Genomic DNA, 18,603 nt, shown 5'->3' on the forward strand with positions numbered 1-18,603 from the left:
GCGGGCACGGCAGAGGCACCAGTCTTGTTCGGTTTCGAGAAAGCGCTGGCCAGGATCAGCCGAAGCGGCCCATGATGTAATCCTGCGTGCGCTGGTCGTCCGGATTGGTGAACATCTTGTCGGTTTCGTTTTCTTCGACAAGATGACCAAGGTGGAACATGGCCGTGCGCTGGGAAACACGTGCCGCCTGCTGCATGGAGTGCGTGACGATGACGATCGTGTAATTCGTCCGCAGTTCGTGGATCAGTTCCTCGACCTTTGCAGTCGCGATCGGGTCAAGCGCTGAACAGGGTTCGTCCATCAGGATCACTTCCGGGCTGACGGCAACCGCGCGTGCGATGCACAGACGCTGCTGCTGGCCACCGGAAAGACCCGTGCCGGATTCGTGCAGACGATCCTTCACCTCGTTCCAGAGACCCGCCTTCTGCAGGCTCTGTTCGACGATCTGGTCCATATCCGCCTTGTTGCGGGCAAGCCCGTGGATGCGCGGACCGTAGGAAATGTTTTCGTAGATCGACTTCGGGAAGGGGTTCGGCTTCTGGAACACCATGCCGACGCGGGCACGCAATTCCACGACGTCAATCTGCTGATCGTAGATATCGTCGGTGTCGAGCGTGATCTTGCCGGTGACCCGGCAGCCGTCGATCGTATCGTTCATACGGTTCAGGGTACGCAGGAAGGTGGACTTGCCGCAGCCGGACGGGCCGATCAGCGCGGTCACCGTATTTTCCCGAACGTTGAGGTTCACGTCGTAAAGCGCGCGCTTTTCGCCGTAATAAACCGAAACGTCCTTGCCAATCATCTTGTATGAAACTTCATTCATTTTCTTGTCCAGCGCCTTTTCAACTGCTGCTTCCGACAACATGTTCATTGCTCAATCTCCCTCTACCAGCGCCGCTCGAAGCGGCGACGCAACAGGATTGCGCCAACATTCATGACGATGAGGAACAAAAGCAGGATGATGATAGCGCCGGATGTCCTTTCGACAAAGGCGCGTTCGGCTTCGTTCGCCCACATGTAAATCTGCACCGGCAGGGCCGTGGACGGATCCATCGGCGTTGTCGGGTAATTCGCGACGAATGCCACCATGCCGATCAGGAGCAGCGGCGCCGTTTCGCCCAGTGCGTGGGCGAGGCCGATGATGGTGCCGGTCAGGATGCCAGGCATGGCGAGCGGCAGCACATGGTGGAAGATCGTCTGCATCTTGGAAGCGCCGAGACCGAGTGCGGCGGCGCGGATCGACGGCGGCACGGCCTTCAATGCGGCACGGGTCGCGATGATGATCGTCGGCAGCGTCATCAGCGTCAGGACAAGACCGCCGACCAGCGAAGCCGAGCGCGGAAAGCCCATGAAGTTGATGAAGACCGAGAGACCGAGCAGACCGTAAACGATCGAGGGAACGGCCGCGAGATTGTTGATATTCACCTCGATGAGATCCGTCAGACGGTTCTTCGGGGCAAATTCCTCAAGATAGATGGAGGCTGCAACACCGATCGGCAAGGACAGCACCAGGACGATCATCATCATATAGAAGGAGCCGATGAGCGCCACGCCGACACCCGCCGCTTCCGGACGGCTCGATGCGCCGTTAACAAAGATGCCGGTGTTGAAATGTTTGCCGAGCTGGCCGCTTTCGGCCAGCTGGTTCATCCAGCCGAGCTGCTGGTTCGAGATGCGGCGGTTCGCTTCATCCGCAGTCAGATCGACCTGGCCCTTGAAGGCACTGTCGACATCACCCGACGCCAGAAGCGTAACGGTGCGCGTGGTGCCGATGACGGCGGGATCGGCGACGACGATGTCACGCAGCTGCGTGCGCACGCTGTCCGAGATCATGACGTTGACGGCGCGAAGGCCGGCGCGGTCGGTCGGCGCAACGCCGAGAACCTTGGCAACCGCATCGCGGGCGATGACGGGGTAATTGGCCGTCATCAGCTTTGCGGGATTTGTGGCACGCTCATTCTTCGGATCGATGATCTGTTCCGAAAACTCGACCGGAACGGTGATCATCGTCTGCTGGAAGGCGGTGTGGCCCTTGGATACGACCGACCAGAGCAGCAGGAAGAGGAAGATGAGGCCGAAAGAAATCGCTGCCATTCCGTAGGCACGGAAGCGACGTTCGGCGGCATAGCGGCGCTTGATACCGATATCACGGCGCGTGGCCTTGTTCACGGCGCTGGCGCCGGCTGCGGGAGAGACGATGTCGGTCATTCATATTGCTCCCGGTATTTGCGCACGATGTAAAGCGCGTAGATATTCAGGCAAAGCGTGATGGCGAAAAGCGTGATGCCGAGCGCGAAAGCGACCAGCGTCTGCGGCGAGGTGAATTCAAGGTCGCCGGTAAGCTGGCTGACGATCTTGACCGTGACGGTGGTCATGGGCTCGAAAGGATTGAGCTGCAGGCGCGCCGCGACACCCGCCGCGAGAACCACGATCATGGTCTCGCCTATGGCGCGCGAGGCCGTCATCAGTACGGCGCCGACGATGCCGGGAAGAGCGGCGGGAACGATGACCTTCTTGATGGTTTCGGACCGGGTGGCGCCGAGGCCGAGCGAGCCGTCGCGCAGCGAGCGCGGCACGGCGGTGATGATGTCATCCGACAGCGACGAGACATAGGGGATCAGCATGATGCCCATGACGAAGCCAGCGGTGATGACGCTCTGCGCCTGGATGAAATTGGCGTAGTCACCCGTCGCCAGGCCGTTGATCTGCGCGGAGATGTCTCTGAGGAAAGGACCGACCGTCGTCAGCGCGAAGAAGCCGTAGACGATGGTGGGGATGCCTGCGAGCACTTCGAGCAGCGGCTTTGCCACCGCGCGAAAGCGCGGCGAGGCATATTCCGACATGTAGATCGCCGAGAACAGGCCGACGGGAACTGCGACCAGCATGGCGACGAGGCCGATATAGAGCGTGCCGGCGAGCAGCGGGATCAGGCCGAACTGACCGGAGGAGTCCGTCGCACCGGCTGCCGCAAACCGCGGATCCCACACGGTTCCGAAGAAGAACTGGTGCGCAGGGACCATGGTGAAGAACTGGATCGCCTCCGTCAGCATCGAGAGCACGATGCCGATGGTGGTGAGGATGGCGATGGACGAGGCGACGAGCAGCGCCGCGAGAATGACCTTCTCCACCTGGTTGCGCGCCCTGAAGCGCGGGGCGATCGCCCGCAGCGCATAGGCAGCACCGCCAAGCGCGACCAGAAGCACCGTCGCAATCATCGCGATGCGGCTGGTGGAAGTCATGGCGTTGAGCGCTTTGGCGGCATCGACCATGAACCGCTCGGGATCACCGGCGATCGCGACACCCTTTGATGCCAGAAGCGGCCGGACCGCAGCCGTGTCCGCCTCAACCTGCGCGGTTTCCTCCGGCGTCAGCCGCTGAAGGCCGCGGGCGATGGAGGTCACCATGCCATAGGTCAGGCTCTGCTGTGCCTCGGATTGCGCCCGGATATCCTCCGGGAAATTGCCGCGCACCGCAGAGGTGACGAGCAACGGGCTGACGACCAGCCAGGCACAGAGGATGAACGCCGCGGGCAAGACAGCCCAGACGACCGCGTAAGAGCCGTGATAACCGGCACGGGAATGCATGCTGGAGGGGCGACCACCAGACAGGACAACAGCGCGGCGACTGCCGAGCAGATAGCTGCCGATGCCGATGAGCGCCAGTATCAGCAAAAGGATCGATGTGTTCATTAGAGTTCCCTCGGCGTGCCTCAAGAGCACGGTGCGATATCGGGCAAATCAAAAAGTCATCAAAACGAGACCGCTGGACCATCCGGAGATGCTTGCCGCCTGACTGTAATAAAGTCTGGCAAGCGTCAAGGTTGATACATCCTATCCATCTGTAATCCATTAATAATCATGTGGATGGCGATGGATGGGAACTGTCAACCGGAGACAATCGCCGAGGCGGAATGGCACCGAAGCGGAACGAGGGGTGCGGCAGGCCGCACCCCTCTTTCTTTATTACATCGAAGCGCCGGCAGCGAACTTGGCGCGGATTTCTTCACGCTCTTTGTCCGGAGCGGCAACGAGGCCGTAGTTTGCGAGCGGGGAGTCGGGGCCGATCATTTCGTCAGAAACGAAGAACTCGACATATTCCTTGAGGCCCGGGATAACGCCCAGGTGAGCCTTCTTCACGTAGAAGAACAGCGGGCGGGAAACCGGGTACTTGCCGCTGGCAACGGTTTCCGTGGACGGAACGACGCCGGAAACAGTCGCAACCTTCAGGCGGTCAGCGTTGTTTTCATAGAAAGCGAGGCCGAAAACGCCGAGGCCGGTCTTGTTGGCGTCGATACGGGCCAGCGTTTCGGTGTAGTCGCCGTCGATGTCGACTGCAGCGCCGTCCTTACGGACTGCAACGCACTTGGCAGCAGCCTGCTTGGCATCGGTGATCAGCTTCTTGATGGCGTCGGTGGCGCCAGCTTCCTTGCAGCCGTCAGCCATGATCTTCTCTTCGAAGACTTCGCGCGTGCCGTGCTTGGAACCCGGGATGTAAGCAGCGATCGCTACGTCCGGCAGTTCCTTGTTGATTTCGGACCACTTCTTGTAAGGGTTGGCAACGAGCTTGTCGTCCTTAACGATTTCAGCGGCGAGAGCGAGGTAAAGGTCCTTCGGCTCAAGCTTGATGTCCTTGTTGGAGGAGTCCATTGCAAAGACGATACCGTCGTAACCGATCTTCACTTCCTGAACGTCGGCAACGCCAGCAGCCTTACAAGCAGCCAGTTCGTCGCTCTTGATCTTGCGCGAAGCGTTGGCAACGTCGATCGTGCCTTCACCGACGCCGGAGCAGAATGCCTTCAGACCACCGCCCGTGCCGCCGGATTCAACGACCGGAGCCTTGAAGTTCGGGAAGGTCTCGGCAAAGGTTTCGGCAACGATCTTGGCGTAGGGCAGAACCGTGGAGGAACCAGCAACCTGGATCTGGTCGCGAGCAGCGGCGGCGCCAGCGAAGGCGACAGAAGCCACCAGGGCTGCTGCGGAAAATTTAGCGAAGTTCATTTGTCTCTCCCGTCGTGGGCTTTGTTGTGGACGCAGCCGATAGCGACACTCGCTCTTAGCTTGCGCTCGGCGACCTTTTCTTAACCACCGTAGCCACATCCTTTTATGTCACTTCAGTGAAAGATTTGTGACAACCTAAATTATTGATTTAATTTATAAAGTTTTGTGATATTAAAAGCCGCAACGTCCTTTATGTCAAAATCTGACGGTGAAGTCCGTGCCATTGCCCAGTTCCGATTTAATAATGAGGCGGGCGCGGTGGCGGGTGAGGATGTGCTTGACGATGGCAAGCCCCAGCCCCGTTCCCTTTTTCGAGCGGCTGTCGGCGACGCTGACGCGATAAAAACGCTCGGTCAGGCGCGGCACGTGTTCGGCGGGAATGCCCGGTCCCTTGTCGATGACGCTGACCTCAACCGGCTTGCCGGGTTCGGCCCGCAGCCAGACATCCACGACCTTGCCTTCCTGGCCATATTTACAAGCATTTTCAACGAGATTCTGGAAGACCTGCACCAGCTCGTCGCGATCCCCCTGCACTTCCGCCGGGCGGTCGGGCAGATGCAGCGTGATGGTCACATCCAGCTCGTCGGCAAGCGGCAGCAGCGCATCGCGCACATGGCCGATGACGGGCACAAGATCGACCTTCTGGTCCGGCGCGATGTTTGCCCGCAATTCCAGCCGCGAAAGGGACATGAGATCGTCCACCAGCCTGCTCATGCGGGTTGCCTGGTCCAGCATGATGGCAAGGAAGCGCTCCTGCGCCTTTGGGTCGCTGCGCGCCGGCCCCTGCATGGTTTCGATGAAACCGCGCAGGGAGGCGAGCGGCGTGCGCAATTCGTGGCTCGCATTGGCGACGAAGTCGCTGCGCATACGGTCGATGCGGCGAAGCTCCGAGACGTCACGGAACGACAGGATGTAGAATGGCGGGCCTGCCCCCTCGCCCACATCCGCACGGGCGATGCGAACGATGAAGACCCGTTCGGAGGGAAAACGCTCCGAATGTTCGACCTGGTTGGGCTGGCCGGTGGTGATGGTTTCGCGGATGACATCCAGCAGGCCGGGCGAGCGCAGCCTTGCAGAAATATGCGCGCCGGCGGGCAGCTGGCCGAAAGCGCGTTCGGCCGCACCGTTCTGGAACAGGACGCTGGCATTCTTGTCGAGGATGAAAACGGGCGTGTCCAGCACTGCGAGGCCTGCCCTCACACCGGAAACAACGCTTTCACTCGGCGCTTCCGGCTCGTCCGTTTCCTCGCCCCTATTTCCGTTCTTTTCGGAAACCGTGGCTGGCCGGTCCCGAACGGTGAGAATGGCAATGATGGCGCAGAACCACAGGGCGGCGGGCATATAGGGCGTGTTGAGCTCCGCAACCGCCACGACGGCAAGCATGCTGACGATGAGAAGGGGCAACCAGTTCCGCCCGAGCTTTCTTCCCAGGAGCCTTAGTCCACCATCGCCTTCCGTGACTGCCATTTCAGCCTGCTTTCCATTCTCTGTCTGACAGCGCATCGAAATCTCATAGGCCAGCTTTATGACAGAGATTCATCATCGCGCATTTTCCACAACGTATATGCGCAAAATCGCAGCCGCAATCGTCACCGCCGCCACAGCCCCGCCAACCGGTCCTCTTTCACTTGAATTCCGGCAATGGATGTGAACTCATTGGCGGCGAGTTGCCTTTACACAACAACAGCCGGAGGAAACCATGGCCGAAGAAACGAAGAAGCGGACGGTCGAAATCACCATTGGCGGCAAGCTGCGCAGCTTCGATATCGACGATCCGGTTCTTCCCGACTGGGTGGAGGAAAAGAAACTTTCTGCCGGCGATTTTCCCTACGACAAGAAGATGAAGCGGGAGGATTACGACGCCACCCTGGAGGCGCTGCAGGTGGAGCTGGTCAAGGTGCAGTTCTGGCTGCAGGCCACCGGCAAAAAGGTCATGGCGGTTTTCGAGGGCCGCGATGCGGCGGGCAAGGGCGGCGCGATCTTCGCGACCCGGGCCTATCTCAACCCCCGCTATGCCCGCGTGGTGGCGCTGACCAAACCAACGGAAACCGAGCGCGGCCAATTGTATTTCCAGCGCTATATCTCGCATTTTCCGACCGCCGGCGAATTCGTCCTCTTCGACCGTTCCTGGTATAACCGCGCCGGCGTGGAGCCCGTCATGGGTTTCTGCACCCCGGATGAACACAGGCGCTTCCTCAAGGAAACCCCGCGTCTGGAAAAGATGCTGGTCCATGAAGACATCCATCTTTTCAAGTTCTGGCTCGACATCGGCCGCGAAACGCAGATCGACCGTTTCCATGACCGCCGCCACAGCCCGCTGAAATGCTGGAAGCTTTCGGACATGGATATTGCCGCGCTGACGAAATGGGACGACTACACGCAAAAACGCGACGAGATGCTGGAAAAGACCCACACCGATGCCGCCCCCTGGACGGTGGTGCGCGCCAATGACAAGCGCCGGGCGCGGGTGAACCTCATTCGCCATATTCTCCTGGCGCTCGATTATGAGGGCAAGGACAAGGAGGCAATCGGTAAAATCGACGACAAGATTGTCGGATCGGGACCGAATTTTCTCAAATAGAAGCGGAAACCACGACGGGCGCCCTATTCGAGGCGCCTGTCCCTTCCCTTACTGGCCCGGCAGGATGCGCACGGAATAAAGATTGATCGGGCGGCCGCTGCCGTCGATATCGCTGTTGATGAAAATCTTGCCCGGCGCATTCGGCGACAGCGAACGCTCGAATGTTGCGTTGAGCAGCATGTCGGCACGCTCGGCCGTGGCGGTGAAGCGGTGGCGGGCGCAATCACCCAGCGTAGCGAAATTACAGGAGACGGATACCTGCGTCTGGCGATCGCTGGAGGATTGCAGCGTGATCGAGATGGTCGAGGACTTGCCTGCCATATCGCGCATCACCTCCACCGGAACCTCGACGCTGACGGCGCCATCCTGTGCCACGCTTCTCGAAGTCACCCGTATTGCCTTGCCGGCGGGCGTGGCGATGTTTTCGACATTGGCGCGCGGGCCGGCCGAAACGCCGGAACTGCCCCGCTCGGCATTGAAGACCTCGACCCAGTCATCGGAAAAGCCCCGGCCTGCCGAAAGGCTCGGCGCGGGCTCCGTGCCGTTGAAATCCTCCGCCTGCACCTGCGCCGGCGGATTGGGCACGCTGGTATCGCGCTGTTCCGGCGACAGCAGCAGGCCGGAAGAATAAACCCACCAGGCGCCGAAACCGATAAAGGCCAGAAGCGTCACATAGATGAAAAGCCGGGCAAACAGGCCACGGCGCTTGCGGCGGCCAACCGCGCCTTCCGGACGGAAAGCAAGCGACACATCGGCCGCGCTGGAGCCCCGCTTCGGCGGCTTTCCATTGCGCCGCGTCGCATTCAGCGGCTCCGGAGCAGCGGCAGCGGCACCCGGCCGCACCTCGCGCGTTTCCCCGCGCAGTTCCGGCTCGACGGCCATATTGTCGTGATGGGGGGCCTGCGAAACCGGATCAACCGAGTGATCGTCCTGCGCCGGACTTTCCGGCACAGGCGGGCGCAATTGCTGCTCCACCCTGTCCAGGAGACGGTTGCGCTCTTCATTTTCGATGAGATGGATCAGGCTTTCGAGCCGCTGGCGCTGCTGGGAGACGACCTGCGGATCGTCTATGCCCTGCTTGCGCAGGCCCGCTTCCAGTGCCTGACGGGAGGATTGGTAAATGCGTGCACGAACTTCGGCGTTCGATCTGTCCGATTTTTCCAGAGCATTTCTGATTGCCGTTTCCAGTCCGCTCACGACCGATCCTTGTTCTGTTGCGCTGTGCAAAAATATGCCGCGCTGCGCCATGTCTTCACGATTCGGTAACGGCTATGCCGCCCCTCCGCAAGCGTCGTTTATGATAAAGACCGGATTGCCTTGAGGAAAATCGATCCATTGTGGCGTTACGAACGCAGGTTCGAGAGGTCTGCGCCATGCTGTTTTCGCTTTCAATCCGTCGCCGAACGCGATATTGACTTACGTGCGCGTAAACGTAATTCGTGGGAGGAGACATGCTACCGTCCGTGCTGAAAGACAATCTGCGTCTTCCGGTCATAGCATCACCGCTATTCATCATTTCGCATCCGCAACTGACGCTGGCGCAGTGCAAGGCCGGCGTCATCGGCGCTTTTCCGGCGTTGAACGCGCGGCCTGAAAGCCAGCTCGACGAATGGCTGGCGATGATCACCGAGGAACTGGCCGCGCATAATCGCGCCAATCCCGACCGCCCGGCGGCACCCTTCGCGGTCAACCAGATCGTGCACATGTCCAACCGGCGACTGGAGCACGATCTCGGCCTTTGCGTGAAATACAAGGTGCCGGTGGTGATTTCTTCGCTGGGTGCGGTGCCGGAAGTCAATGCCACCGTGCATTCCTATGGCGGCATCGTGCTGCACGACATCATCAACGATCGCCATGCCCGCTCCGCCATCCGCAAGGGTGCGGATGGGCTGATCGCGGTGGCGGCCGGCGCCGGCGGACATGCGGGCACGCTTTCACCCTTCGCCCTTGTTCAGGAAATCCGCGAATGGTTCGACGGCCCGCTGCTTCTGGCCGGCGCCATCGCCAATGGCGGCTCCATCCTCGCGGCGCAGGCGATGGGTGCGGATATGGCCTATATCGGCTCCCCCTTCATCGCCACCGAAGAGGCACGCGCCTCCGAAGGCTATAAACAGGCGATCGTCGACGCACAGGCGAAGGACATCGTTTATTCGAACTACTTCACCGGCGTGCACGGCAACTATCTGAAAAGCTCTATCCTCGCCTCCGGCATGGACCCCGACAAGCTGCCCGAAGCCGACCCTTCAAAAATGGATTTTGAAACCGCCACCGGCGGTGCCAAGGCGTGGAAGGACATATGGGGCGCTGGCCAAGGCATCGGCGCCGTCAAGGCGGTGGAACCGGTGGCGACACTGGTCGATCGGCTGGCGAGCGAATATGAAGCGGCAAGAAACCGCATCTGCGCAAAAGCCTGACGCCACCTGTAAACAACGGACAGGCAAAGCTTTTTGCGGAAATTTCAAAAGCCATGCATTCAAGGCTTGAAATCCGTCGGCATTGCCTGTATCAGCCCGCCATGAAGCTGATCCGCAACAAACGGATCATGCTCGGGCCGCTTTAGCTCAGTTGGTAGAGCACGTCATTCGTAATGACGGGGTCACGTGTTCGAGTCACGTAAGCGGCACCATTTTCAAACAAAGAAATCCAAATCAAAGCGCTGGCTCCTGAACCTAGTTTCTCTGATGCCTTCGCTGAAGCGAGAGGGCTGACACGATCCGGGTTTCTTGCACGTGCGGCTAAACACGAGATGTCGAACGCAAGCGGCAAATGATGCCCAGCTGAATGTAGGCCTTATCCGCATTTCGATCTTCGGCCCCAATGGCGGCTGGCTAGAACTGCATGAATGGATTGGATTTAAATTAGGACAACTTCAGAAGTTCTGCCACATCTGCGTTTAGAGCCGAAGCGATCTGCTCCACGGTTTCAAGTGTGGCATTTATCTGCCCTGCTTCAACCCGGCTTATATAGGCCTGATCGGCTTCAATGCGCATCGCAAGTTCTTCCTGCGAAATGCCCAGCGCAACCCGCTTTTCCTTTACAGCCAATCCGAAGCGTTTCTTGATCTCCATGAACGGCACAAGGCCGTTGCGTGAAAAATTTCTCCATGTATTTTAATACATATTTGATTTCGAACCACCTGCCACCTATGGCGCAAGATCATGAATGATTGCAATTTTTGGGCGGATTTGCTGGATACATTCCAATCCTCACCGGACTGGATCAAGGCGCTATGGCTATTGATTCCTCCCTGCTTCCTGCTGGCCTTGATAAAAATCCTGACGCGTTATCGCCTCGTCAGCAAGCAGATCAAGGCGAGGCTTGTCGAGGAAATCATTTTGCCTATCGACCGTCAGTCCGATGGCCATATGCAGATTGCCAACCCTCGGCCAGAGATAACCCGAAGGTCACCAGGGCTACTGCTTGATGAAACGTCCACCAGTTCCCGCGATCACCAAAACCTTTGAAACCAAACCGCCCACCACACGTTCTCCGGCAGATCATAAGCAACCGGAAAGCCCTTCATCGTGGACGTCATTCGTATTCTCATCGCCATCATCCTTCCACCCGTCGGCGTGTTTCTTCAGGTCGGGCTTGGCCTGCATTTCTGGCTGAATATTCTTTTGACGCTGTGCGGTTATGTTCCCGGCATTATTCACGCCATCTGGGTGATCCTGCGCAGGTGAAATCCTGCCTGCGGCGATGGGACGCCCGCTACATTTCAGTACGTGATTAAATTCTCAATAGCGGCTGGAACCTCACCTTCTCCTTCACGTTATGGTGATGACAACTGCCAAGGAGAATATCATGAACCAGATCATCTACATCGTCGGCCTCGTCGTCATCGTCCTGGCGATCCTGTCGTTTTTCGGCTTCCGCTGATCCCCGTTGTCAATTCGCCGGCTTGCGCATATCCTAGGCAGCAGTGACACACGACTGCGTTCATGGGTTGCTTCGCTTGTCGGGTGTATTTCGGGATCGCGTTGCTCTGGGAGGTGCACGATGAAGAACGAGAGATGGACAGAACCTGTCGAGGTCAATCTTGAGGCGAATGGCAAGAGTGTCATCGCCGGCCCCTTCGAAGCGCTGACACTATTGACCGAAGGCTGGCCCCAAATTGGCGGATTGAGCTTCGTGAGAGCCAGAAGCGCGTGCCGCGCCGCCCTGGACGGACGCAAATCGCCGGAAGAAGCGCGCAAGTGCTTTACCGATGCGGTTTCCGAGATACAGAAAAACCCGCACTGACAGGCCCAGACGAAAACGGCTCCCGCAAGGGAGCCGTTTCTTTATGGGGTGCACTTCCGCTGGCAAACAGGCGGTGGCGCCTTTTTGAAGCTTACATCCAGTATGGCGATACGCCGTAATAGTCATAGACCTTGCGGTCCTTTGCATAGAGCAGGTCGTCATCGTCAAGATTGGTGAAGTGCGGCGCGTTTTCAATCTGTTCCTTGGTCAGATCGATACGATAACCATCCACTTCCTCGTCATAGTGAAGCTTCTCCCAGGGAAGCGGGTAATAGTCATCACCGATGCCGAGGAAGCCACCAAAGCTCAGCACGGCATAAGCGACCCGCCCGCCGCGTTTTTCCAGAATGATGCGCTGGATCGAACCGATATGCTTGCCGTCAGCGCCATAAACGCGGGTGCCTTCCACCTTGTCGCTGGCGATAAGGTTCGGCGTGTCCTTGACATAGGGGTCCTGTCCGGTGTGGGGTTCCTGATACGACATCTTGTTTCCTCCTTGATTTTCCGCGTTGGTGTCACGTCTGGTAAACCCCGGCACCGGCAAATCGTTCCGAGAGCTTCCCGGCGCTGCGACCGGAATTCCCCTGAAGAAGGACGGAATGAAAAGGCGTCTACTGGCGGATTTTTTGCCAGACGGACGGGGAAACGCCGACCATCTTGCGGAAAACGCGGGAGAAATGCGCCTGATCGGAAAAACCGGCGGCGATGGCGATATCCGTCAGCGCCATGTCGGGCCTCATCATCAGTTCCTTGACGTGATCGATGCGCGCCTGCATCTGCCACTGATGCGGCGGCACACCGGTAGACGCCTTGAAGGCGTGGCTGAAATGGGATTGCGAAAGGTTGGTGAGTTCCGCCAGTTCCTCCAGCCGGATCGACCGCAGGCAATGTTCACGGATATAATCGGTCGCCGCCCTTAATTGCCAGGCGGCAAGTTTGCTGCGCTTCCTGACCGGCTCCCGTTTCACCTTGAGGAAATCCGTCAAGAGCGCGAGCACGAGGCTTTCGCCATAGAGATCGTGCAGCGGATCGGGATTATCGCATTCGGCAGCGATCAGCCGCGCCAGCGCCAGCAGGCGTTCATCCTCGAACATCAGATGCGGATCGAGAAGAGCGTGCGGATCGAAGCCTTGCACCAGCCGTGCACCCAGCAATCCCGCATCGAAATGCAGATCGAGATGGCGCACGAAGGAGACATTGCTGAGTTCGGCATGCACATCCAGATCGGCGGGTACGAAGGAAATCCGGTTCGCCCTGGACGATCCGTAAGTGTCGCGGCGGCAGCGGTTCATCATGAACCGGCCGTCATCCGTCCCGTCCATATCGAGCAGGAAAACGAAACGCGGATCCTTGCCGACATAACGGCCACCCGCCTTCGGCGCGCAGCGCACATCCCAGAGATCGGCGACGATGCCGTTCCACACCCTCGAGCGCGGACCGCCGATAACGGCAAAGCCCTCGATCTCATTTTCCATCCGCACGCGGAAAGCCATGGCCTCTTGATCCCGCAAGGCGCCATGGCGCCACTATAAACATGATAAATCTATTCATGTTTATAGTGGCAAACTATATTTCCCGCAACTGCCGGCCATAGGCCCGCTATCACCACTTCTTGGAAAGCTTGAAGGTGATGGTACGGCTATCGCCCCAGCCGCAGACGGAGACGCCGGCGCAGCTTTTCACATATTCCTTGTCGAAGACATTCGCGACGTTGACTGAGGCCGTCCAGTCGTTCTTCTGATAGCGGATGGCGGCATCGAAGACCGCAGCGTCTGGTACACGCAGCGTGTTTGCCGCATCCGCCCAGGACTTGCCCTGATAACGCACGCCGCCACCGATGCTGAGGCCTTCAAACGTCTCATCGGTGAAGGCGTAGTCTACCCATAGCGACGCGGTGTGAGCGGGCACGATCCACGGCGATTTGCCGATCAGGTTGGGATTGGCATCCTTGGTGATATCGAGATCGGTATAGGAATAGGAGGCGAGCGCCTTCCAGTTATCGTCGAGATTGGCCTTGGCTTCCAACTCGAAGCCGGTGGATTCCACCTGCCCGAACTGGCCGCTCGTGGTTATGCCGCCAGCCGTATAGGAAACGATGGCATTATCCTTGACCAGCTTGAAGATGGAAGCCGTGATGCTGCCGTCGAAGAAGCTCGGCTCGTATTTGATGCCCGCCTCGAACTGGTGCCCTTCCTCCGGGGAAGCCGGGGTGCCGTCGGCAAGCGTATCGATCAGCGGATTGAAGAAGGTGGCTGCCGAAACATAGGGGGTCAGGCCATTGTCGAATTCATAGGCCAGACCGGCACGGCCGCTCAGCGCATCATCATTGGAGCGGCGGGAAACAGCCGCCGGCAGCCGGTTGTTCAGCTCGGTATCGACATAGTCATAACGGCCATTCAGCGTGACCAGCCAGCCATCGCCAAAACGCAGCTGATCCTGGGCATAGATGCCGATCTGCTGTTGGGTGACAATATTGTCGGCATAAACGAAGTTCGTTCCCTGCGTCGAGCCATAAACAGGATTGAGCGCACCGATCGCGTTCGATCCGCAGCAGGCCTGCACCTGGTCCAGCCGGTAATATTTGTAGTCGAGGCCGACCAGCAGCGAATGGCTGATCGCGCCGGTATCGAACTGGCCTTCGAGGCGGTTGTCGACGCCGAAGCTATCGACCTTCGACACACCGTCATAACCGAAGCGGGTCAGCATATAGTCGTTGGTGGCGGGGTCGAGAATCGGCTGGCCGTTGGCATCGGCATTGGCCCAGCCGCCCGCATAGGGCCCGGTCTCGTGCTTGTAGAGATGGCCGTAACGGGCATTCTGGCTGATCTTCCAGCCATTGTCGAATTCGTGGCTGACTTCGTAGCCCACCATCGACTGGTAGACACGGCCATTATCGATGTCCGGTTCGCCATAAAAGGCCTTGCGGTCAAGCTTGCCGAACGGCGCATCGACCACGGTGCCGACATAGGGCAGGAAGCCGTTGCCGACATGGACCTGATCGAGTGCCGAGAAATAACCGTAGAGCGTGGCGCTCGTCTGGGCATCCGGCTCGAAGGTGATCTGCGGCATGATGAAACCGCGCAGATCCTCGGAATAGTCGGTGTAATTGTCGCCGCCCGAGACCTTGCCGGTGACGCGATATTTCCACACGCCCTGCTCATCAACCTTGTCGCCGAGATCGAAACCGAAGAAGGCATTGCCGAAATTGTTGATGCCGATTTCCGTTTCGCGGATCGGCTCGTCCTGGGTGCGCTTGCGGACCAGCTGCACGATACCGCCGGGATTGGCGCCACCATAAAGCACCGAAGCAGGCCCTTTGAGAATCTCCACCCGCTCCAGACCGTAGGCATCCATCTGGAAACCGCCGAAACCATAGCTGAACAGGTTCAGCCCATCGAGGAACACACCGGTCTGGGTTGCCTGGAAACCGCGGATGTAAAACCAGTCCGTATCCGGGTCCGTGCCAAAAGGCTCCGCCGTCACGCCGGGCGTATAACGCAGCACCTCGTCGATTTTGGTCACGGCGCCGCGGTCGTTCATTTCCTGACGGCCGACGACCGATACGGACTGGGGAATGTCTTTCGTTTCCGTCTCGGTTTTCGAACCCGTCGCGCTTTTCTTCGCGACATACCCTCGGACCGGTCCTGTCGCGTTTTCCGCGCCCTGTCCTTCAACGGTAATCTGTTTCAGGACGGTCGTTTCCTGTGCGTGGCCCATCACAGGCCCCATCAGAACAACGGCAGCCGTTCCCAAAGCCAGACGGCTCAAAAACTTCCCATGCAAATTTTTCACGATATGCCCCGAAACAGATAGCGGCCGATGTCCATATCCGACAGGCCGCAACACCTCAATTAAGATGAGTGTTTACATCAGGATTAAGACGGGATGCTTGTCGTTTTCGGGGCGGATTTGAAGCTTATTGGCTTCTCGCACAGCTTCAGACCCGTCATTTATAAGGCAAGGCGTGGATGTCAGCCCTTGCGCCGGCCGATCCGCGCAAGCAGCACCACGGGAAGCATGCCGATGACGACAATCGCCAGTGCTGCGATAGATGCCTCCTCATAGGTGCCGCGCGCCGCTTCGCCATAAAGATGGGTGGCGAAGGTTTCAAAATTGAGCGGTCGAAGGAGAAGCGTGGCGGGAAGTTCCTTGACGCAATCGACGAAGATCAGCAGTGCCGCCGCCGCCAGCGAGGCTTTGGAAAGCGGCAGATGAATCTGGCGGAAGGTCTGGGTCGCGGATCGCCCAAGCGTGCGCGAGGCGTGATCGAAGGATTGTGGGATGCGGCTCAAGCCCGCATCGACACCGCCCGCCGCAATGGTGAGGAAACGAGCGGAATAGGCATAGATGAGGGCCGCGCCACTGCCGATGAAAATCAGGCCGGTGGAAATGCCGAACCAGTCACGCATGGTCTGGTCTACAAAACGGTCGAAACCGCCAAGCGCGATCAGCACGCCGATGGCGATGACCGTGCCGGGGGCCGCATAACCGACCGTCGAGAGGCGGTAGGACCAGAGCGACAGGCGCCCCGGAGCAAGGCGCATGGCATAAGCGACCGCGAGGCCGAGGATCAGGGTGATCAACGTCGCCAGCCCGGCAAAGACGATGGTGTTCACGGCCTCATCGGCAAAACGGGCCGACAGACCACTGAAACGGAACCGCTTCCATGCCTCGATGACGAGATAACTCGCCGGCGCCACGAAGCCGATCAAGACCGGCAGGCTGCCGAGCGTAAAGGCCGCCCAGCCCTTCGGGCCGGTCAGCCGCAGCGGCTCCAGCTCCCGGCTTTTCTGCGCGGAAACCGCATAACGCTGCTTGCGCCGCGCCCAGCGCTCCAGCGCCACGAGGGCGACAACGATGAACAGCATGGAAAGCGCGATCTGCGCCGCACCCGGCAGGTCCGATTTCGTGACCCAGGTGGTGTAGACCGAAACCGTGAGAGTGCGGACGCCCAAAAATTCCGAAGCGCCGATATCGTTCAACGCCTCCATCAGCGCGAGACTGACACCCACCGCGATTGCCGGGCGCGCCAGCGGAACCGCGACCTTGAAAAAGGCCGCACGCCGGGAAACGCCGAGCGTGCGGGCCACTTCCAGCAGGTTACCCGCCTGCGTCAGGAACATGGCGCGCACGGGAATATAGACATAAGGAAACAGCACAAAGCCAAGAAGGACAATGCAGCCTGCGGTCGATCTTATGTCCGGCAGCCGGAATTCGCGCGGGCTGGAATAACCGAGCAGCCACCGTATCGCACCCTGCACCGGCCCGATCGGATGCAGAATATCGAGATAGGCGTAAGCGACGATATAGGTGGGCATGGCCAGCGGCAGCAGCAGCGCCCATTCCAGCACTCTGCGGCCGGGAAAATCATAGGCGGTGACCAGCCAGGCGGCAGAGGTTCCCACCACACCGGCCAGCAGCCCGACACCGGCAAGAAGGATCGCCGTATCCGGCAGGGCCGTCCATAGCACGGTCGCGCCGAGATGGTCCCACAGGCCTTCCGAGCCCTGCACCGCCTGCGAAACAAGTGCCAGAACCGGCACCATGGCGCCACAGACCGCCAGCAACGAAAGGCCCAGCCACCAGAAGGTGGAGGAAAACCTGGCTCTCGCCCGGGGGGTCAATGGCTGGGTGGCGTCTGCGTTCATGTGCTTCTGGAAAATACGCGGAAAGGCGCCCGCGGGTGCGAACGCCTTCCACCTTGTTATCGTCGACTGGACTTACTTGTCGAAACCAACCTTGTCGACCAGCTCGCTCGCCTGCTTGCGGTGCGAGACGATTTCCGTGAGCGGCTTGTTGTCGATCTTCAGCGTTCCGAAGGAAGCGATGATCTCGTTGAGAGCCGCACCCTGCTTGACCGGATATTCGTAGTTGGCTTCGGCATAGATCTTCTGGGCTTCGTCCGAGACGAGATATTCCAGGAGCTTGACGGCTTCCGCCTTGTTCGGAGCGTTCTTGGCCACGGCCGCGCCCGAAATGTTGACCTGAGTGCCGCCATTCTTGAAGGTCGGCAGAACCACCTTGATGGCATCGCCCCACTTCACCTGCTCCTCGCCGCCCTTGCCCGAGCGCATCAGGCCGACATAATAGGAGTTGGCAATGCCGATATCGCAAATGCCACCGAGAATGTCCTTGGCAACGTCACGGTCGCCGCCGCCAGCCTTGCGGGCAAGGTTATCCTTGACGCCGGCAAGCCACTTTTCGGTGTCCGCCGCGCCGTAATGGGCGATGTAATCGGCAAACAGCGCCGTGTTGTAGGGATGCTGGCCGGCGCGGATGCAGACCTTGCCCCTCCACTTCGCATCCGCCAGATCTTCATAATTGAAGGAGGCGAGATCGAGATCCTTCGCCGCATAAAGGACGCGGGCGCGCATGGAAAGCGCGAACCAGTGACCCTTGGCATCGCGAAGCTCAGCCGGAACAGCCTTGGTCAGCGTCTCGGATTCGACCGCCTGGGTGACACCCTTTTCGGCGAGATCAACGAGATTACCAGCATCCACCGTCATCAGAACGTCGGCAGGCGAACTGGCGCCCTCGCTCAGAACGCGCTCAGCAAGACCGTCCTTCAGGAACACGGTGTTGACCTTGACGCCGCTCGACGCGGTGAAGGATTCCAGCAGGGGCTGGATCAGGCCCGGCTCGCGGGTCGTATAGATGTTGAGCTCAGCGGCGTTCACCGTCCCGGCGGCAAAGGCAACCGTGCTGGCAAGCAGGGCAAATCGAGTAAATTTTGTCATATGGTGTCTCCCTCTCCGATAGCGGCAATAGGGGAGCAAACATCAT

17 protein-coding genes, 1 tRNA gene and 1 pseudogene are annotated in these 18,603 nt (G+C 59.3%); 7 read left to right on the forward strand and 12 right to left on the reverse strand.

Annotated features, from left to right (window positions below):
* Positions 1 to 55 precede the first annotated feature (55 nt).
* The 5 genes from pstB to phoR all read right to left on the reverse strand — a co-directional run bounded on the left by pstB (position 56) and on the right by phoR (position 6,464).
* Entirely contained in the window at positions 56 to 871 is an 816-nt protein-coding gene (gene pstB / locus QD336_RS05490) for a phosphate ABC transporter ATP-binding protein PstB (RefSeq protein ID WP_269341816.1), read from the reverse strand.
* Between the two features lie 14 nt (positions 872 to 885).
* On the reverse strand, positions 886 to 2,208 hold the full coding sequence (gene pstA, locus QD336_RS05495) for a phosphate ABC transporter permease PstA (RefSeq protein ID WP_269341815.1): 1,323 nt from the start codon (positions 2,206 to 2,208) through the stop codon (positions 886 to 888).
* Positions 2,205 to 3,689 (reverse strand): phosphate ABC transporter permease subunit PstC, encoded by a 1,485-nt coding sequence (pstC, locus tag QD336_RS05500; protein ID WP_499169735.1) that lies wholly within the window; start codon positions 3,687 to 3,689, stop codon positions 2,205 to 2,207. Before pstC ends, pstA begins: the two co-directional genes overlap by 4 nt.
* 273 nt (positions 3,690 to 3,962) lie before the next feature.
* On the reverse strand, positions 3,963 to 4,997 hold the full coding sequence (locus QD336_RS05505; RefSeq protein ID WP_499169737.1) for a substrate-binding domain-containing protein: 1,035 nt from the start codon (positions 4,995 to 4,997) through the stop codon (positions 3,963 to 3,965).
* A gap of 195 nt (positions 4,998 to 5,192) precedes the next feature.
* Entirely contained in the window at positions 5,193 to 6,464 is a 1,272-nt protein-coding gene (gene phoR / locus QD336_RS05510; RefSeq protein ID WP_269341809.1) for a phosphate regulon sensor histidine kinase PhoR, read from the reverse strand.
* A gap of 232 nt (positions 6,465 to 6,696) precedes the next feature.
* Between phoR and ppk2 the strand changes: the two genes are divergently transcribed.
* The gene (gene ppk2 / locus QD336_RS05515; RefSeq protein ID WP_269341807.1) at positions 6,697 to 7,578 is read left to right on the forward strand and encodes a polyphosphate kinase 2; all 882 of its coding nucleotides are present in this window, start codon (positions 6,697 to 6,699) and stop codon (positions 7,576 to 7,578) included.
* A 48-nt stretch (positions 7,579 to 7,626) separates the two neighbouring features.
* On the opposite strand, the gene QD336_RS05520 is transcribed toward ppk2, so the two are convergent.
* Positions 7,627 to 8,775: a hypothetical protein gene (locus QD336_RS05520; RefSeq protein WP_499169738.1), complete on the reverse strand. Its 1,149-nt coding sequence runs from the start codon at positions 8,773 to 8,775 to the stop codon at positions 7,627 to 7,629.
* Between the two features lie 254 nt (positions 8,776 to 9,029).
* Here QD336_RS05520 and QD336_RS05525 point away from each other — a divergent pair, with 254 nt between their 5' ends.
* The 3 genes and pseudogenes from QD336_RS05525 to QD336_RS05535 all read left to right on the forward strand — a co-directional run.
* Entirely contained in the window at positions 9,030 to 9,992 is a 963-nt protein-coding gene (locus tag QD336_RS05525) for an NAD(P)H-dependent flavin oxidoreductase (protein ID WP_499169739.1), read from the forward strand.
* A gap of 136 nt (positions 9,993 to 10,128) precedes the next feature.
* Positions 10,129 to 10,204 (forward strand) — tRNA-Thr (locus QD336_RS05530).
* A 54-nt stretch (positions 10,205 to 10,258) separates the two neighbouring features.
* Positions 10,259 to 10,348 (forward strand): annotated as a pseudogene (locus tag QD336_RS05535) (type II toxin-antitoxin system HicB family antitoxin); the annotation flags it as partial.
* Positions 10,349 to 10,436: 88 nt separating this feature from the next.
* Here QD336_RS05535 and QD336_RS05540 read toward each other — a convergent pair.
* On the reverse strand, positions 10,437 to 10,646 hold the full coding sequence (locus QD336_RS05540) for a helix-turn-helix domain-containing protein (RefSeq protein ID WP_499169740.1): 210 nt from the start codon (positions 10,644 to 10,646) through the stop codon (positions 10,437 to 10,439).
* A 90-nt stretch (positions 10,647 to 10,736) separates the two neighbouring features.
* On the opposite strand from QD336_RS05540, the gene QD336_RS05545 reads away from it, so the two are divergent.
* The 3 genes from QD336_RS05545 (at position 10,737) to QD336_RS05555 (ending at position 11,820) form a co-directional block, all read left to right on the forward strand.
* Positions 10,737 to 11,042, forward strand: a complete 306-nt coding sequence (locus tag QD336_RS05545; RefSeq protein WP_499169741.1) for a hypothetical protein — start codon at positions 10,737 to 10,739, stop codon at positions 11,040 to 11,042.
* Positions 11,043 to 11,102: 60 nt separating this feature from the next.
* Positions 11,103 to 11,261: a YqaE/Pmp3 family membrane protein gene (locus tag QD336_RS05550; protein WP_020811433.1), complete on the forward strand. Its 159-nt coding sequence runs from the start codon at positions 11,103 to 11,105 to the stop codon at positions 11,259 to 11,261.
* Between the two features lie 316 nt (positions 11,262 to 11,577).
* On the forward strand, positions 11,578 to 11,820 hold the full coding sequence (locus QD336_RS05555; RefSeq protein WP_269341798.1) for a DUF982 domain-containing protein: 243 nt from the start codon (positions 11,578 to 11,580) through the stop codon (positions 11,818 to 11,820).
* A 91-nt stretch (positions 11,821 to 11,911) separates the two neighbouring features.
* On the opposite strand, the gene QD336_RS05560 is transcribed toward QD336_RS05555, so the two are convergent.
* The 5 genes from QD336_RS05560 to QD336_RS05580 form a co-directional block, all read right to left on the reverse strand.
* Positions 11,912 to 12,304, reverse strand: coding sequence for a PRC-barrel domain-containing protein (locus tag QD336_RS05560; RefSeq protein ID WP_269341796.1), 393 nt, complete (start codon positions 12,302 to 12,304; stop codon positions 11,912 to 11,914).
* A 127-nt stretch (positions 12,305 to 12,431) separates the two neighbouring features.
* Positions 12,432 to 13,313 (reverse strand): helix-turn-helix transcriptional regulator, encoded by an 882-nt coding sequence (locus QD336_RS05565; protein ID WP_269341794.1) that lies wholly within the window; start codon positions 13,311 to 13,313, stop codon positions 12,432 to 12,434.
* Positions 13,314 to 13,422: 109 nt separating this feature from the next.
* On the reverse strand, positions 13,423 to 15,612 hold the full coding sequence (locus QD336_RS05570) for a TonB-dependent siderophore receptor (protein ID WP_499169743.1): 2,190 nt from the start codon (positions 15,610 to 15,612) through the stop codon (positions 13,423 to 13,425).
* A gap of 179 nt (positions 15,613 to 15,791) precedes the next feature.
* Entirely contained in the window at positions 15,792 to 17,468 is a 1,677-nt protein-coding gene (locus QD336_RS05575; RefSeq protein WP_499169744.1) for an ABC transporter permease, read from the reverse strand.
* Positions 17,469 to 17,540: 72 nt separating this feature from the next.
* Complete coding sequence (locus tag QD336_RS05580) at positions 17,541 to 18,557, reverse strand: extracellular solute-binding protein (RefSeq protein WP_499169745.1); 1,017 nt, start codon at positions 18,555 to 18,557, stop codon at positions 17,541 to 17,543.
* Positions 18,558 to 18,603: the final 46 nt, after the last annotated feature.

Origin of the sequence: Rhizobium sp. BR 250, assembly GCF_047445855.1 — a bacterium.
GTDB lineage: Bacteria > Pseudomonadota > Alphaproteobacteria > Rhizobiales > Rhizobiaceae > Agrobacterium > Agrobacterium tumefaciens_I.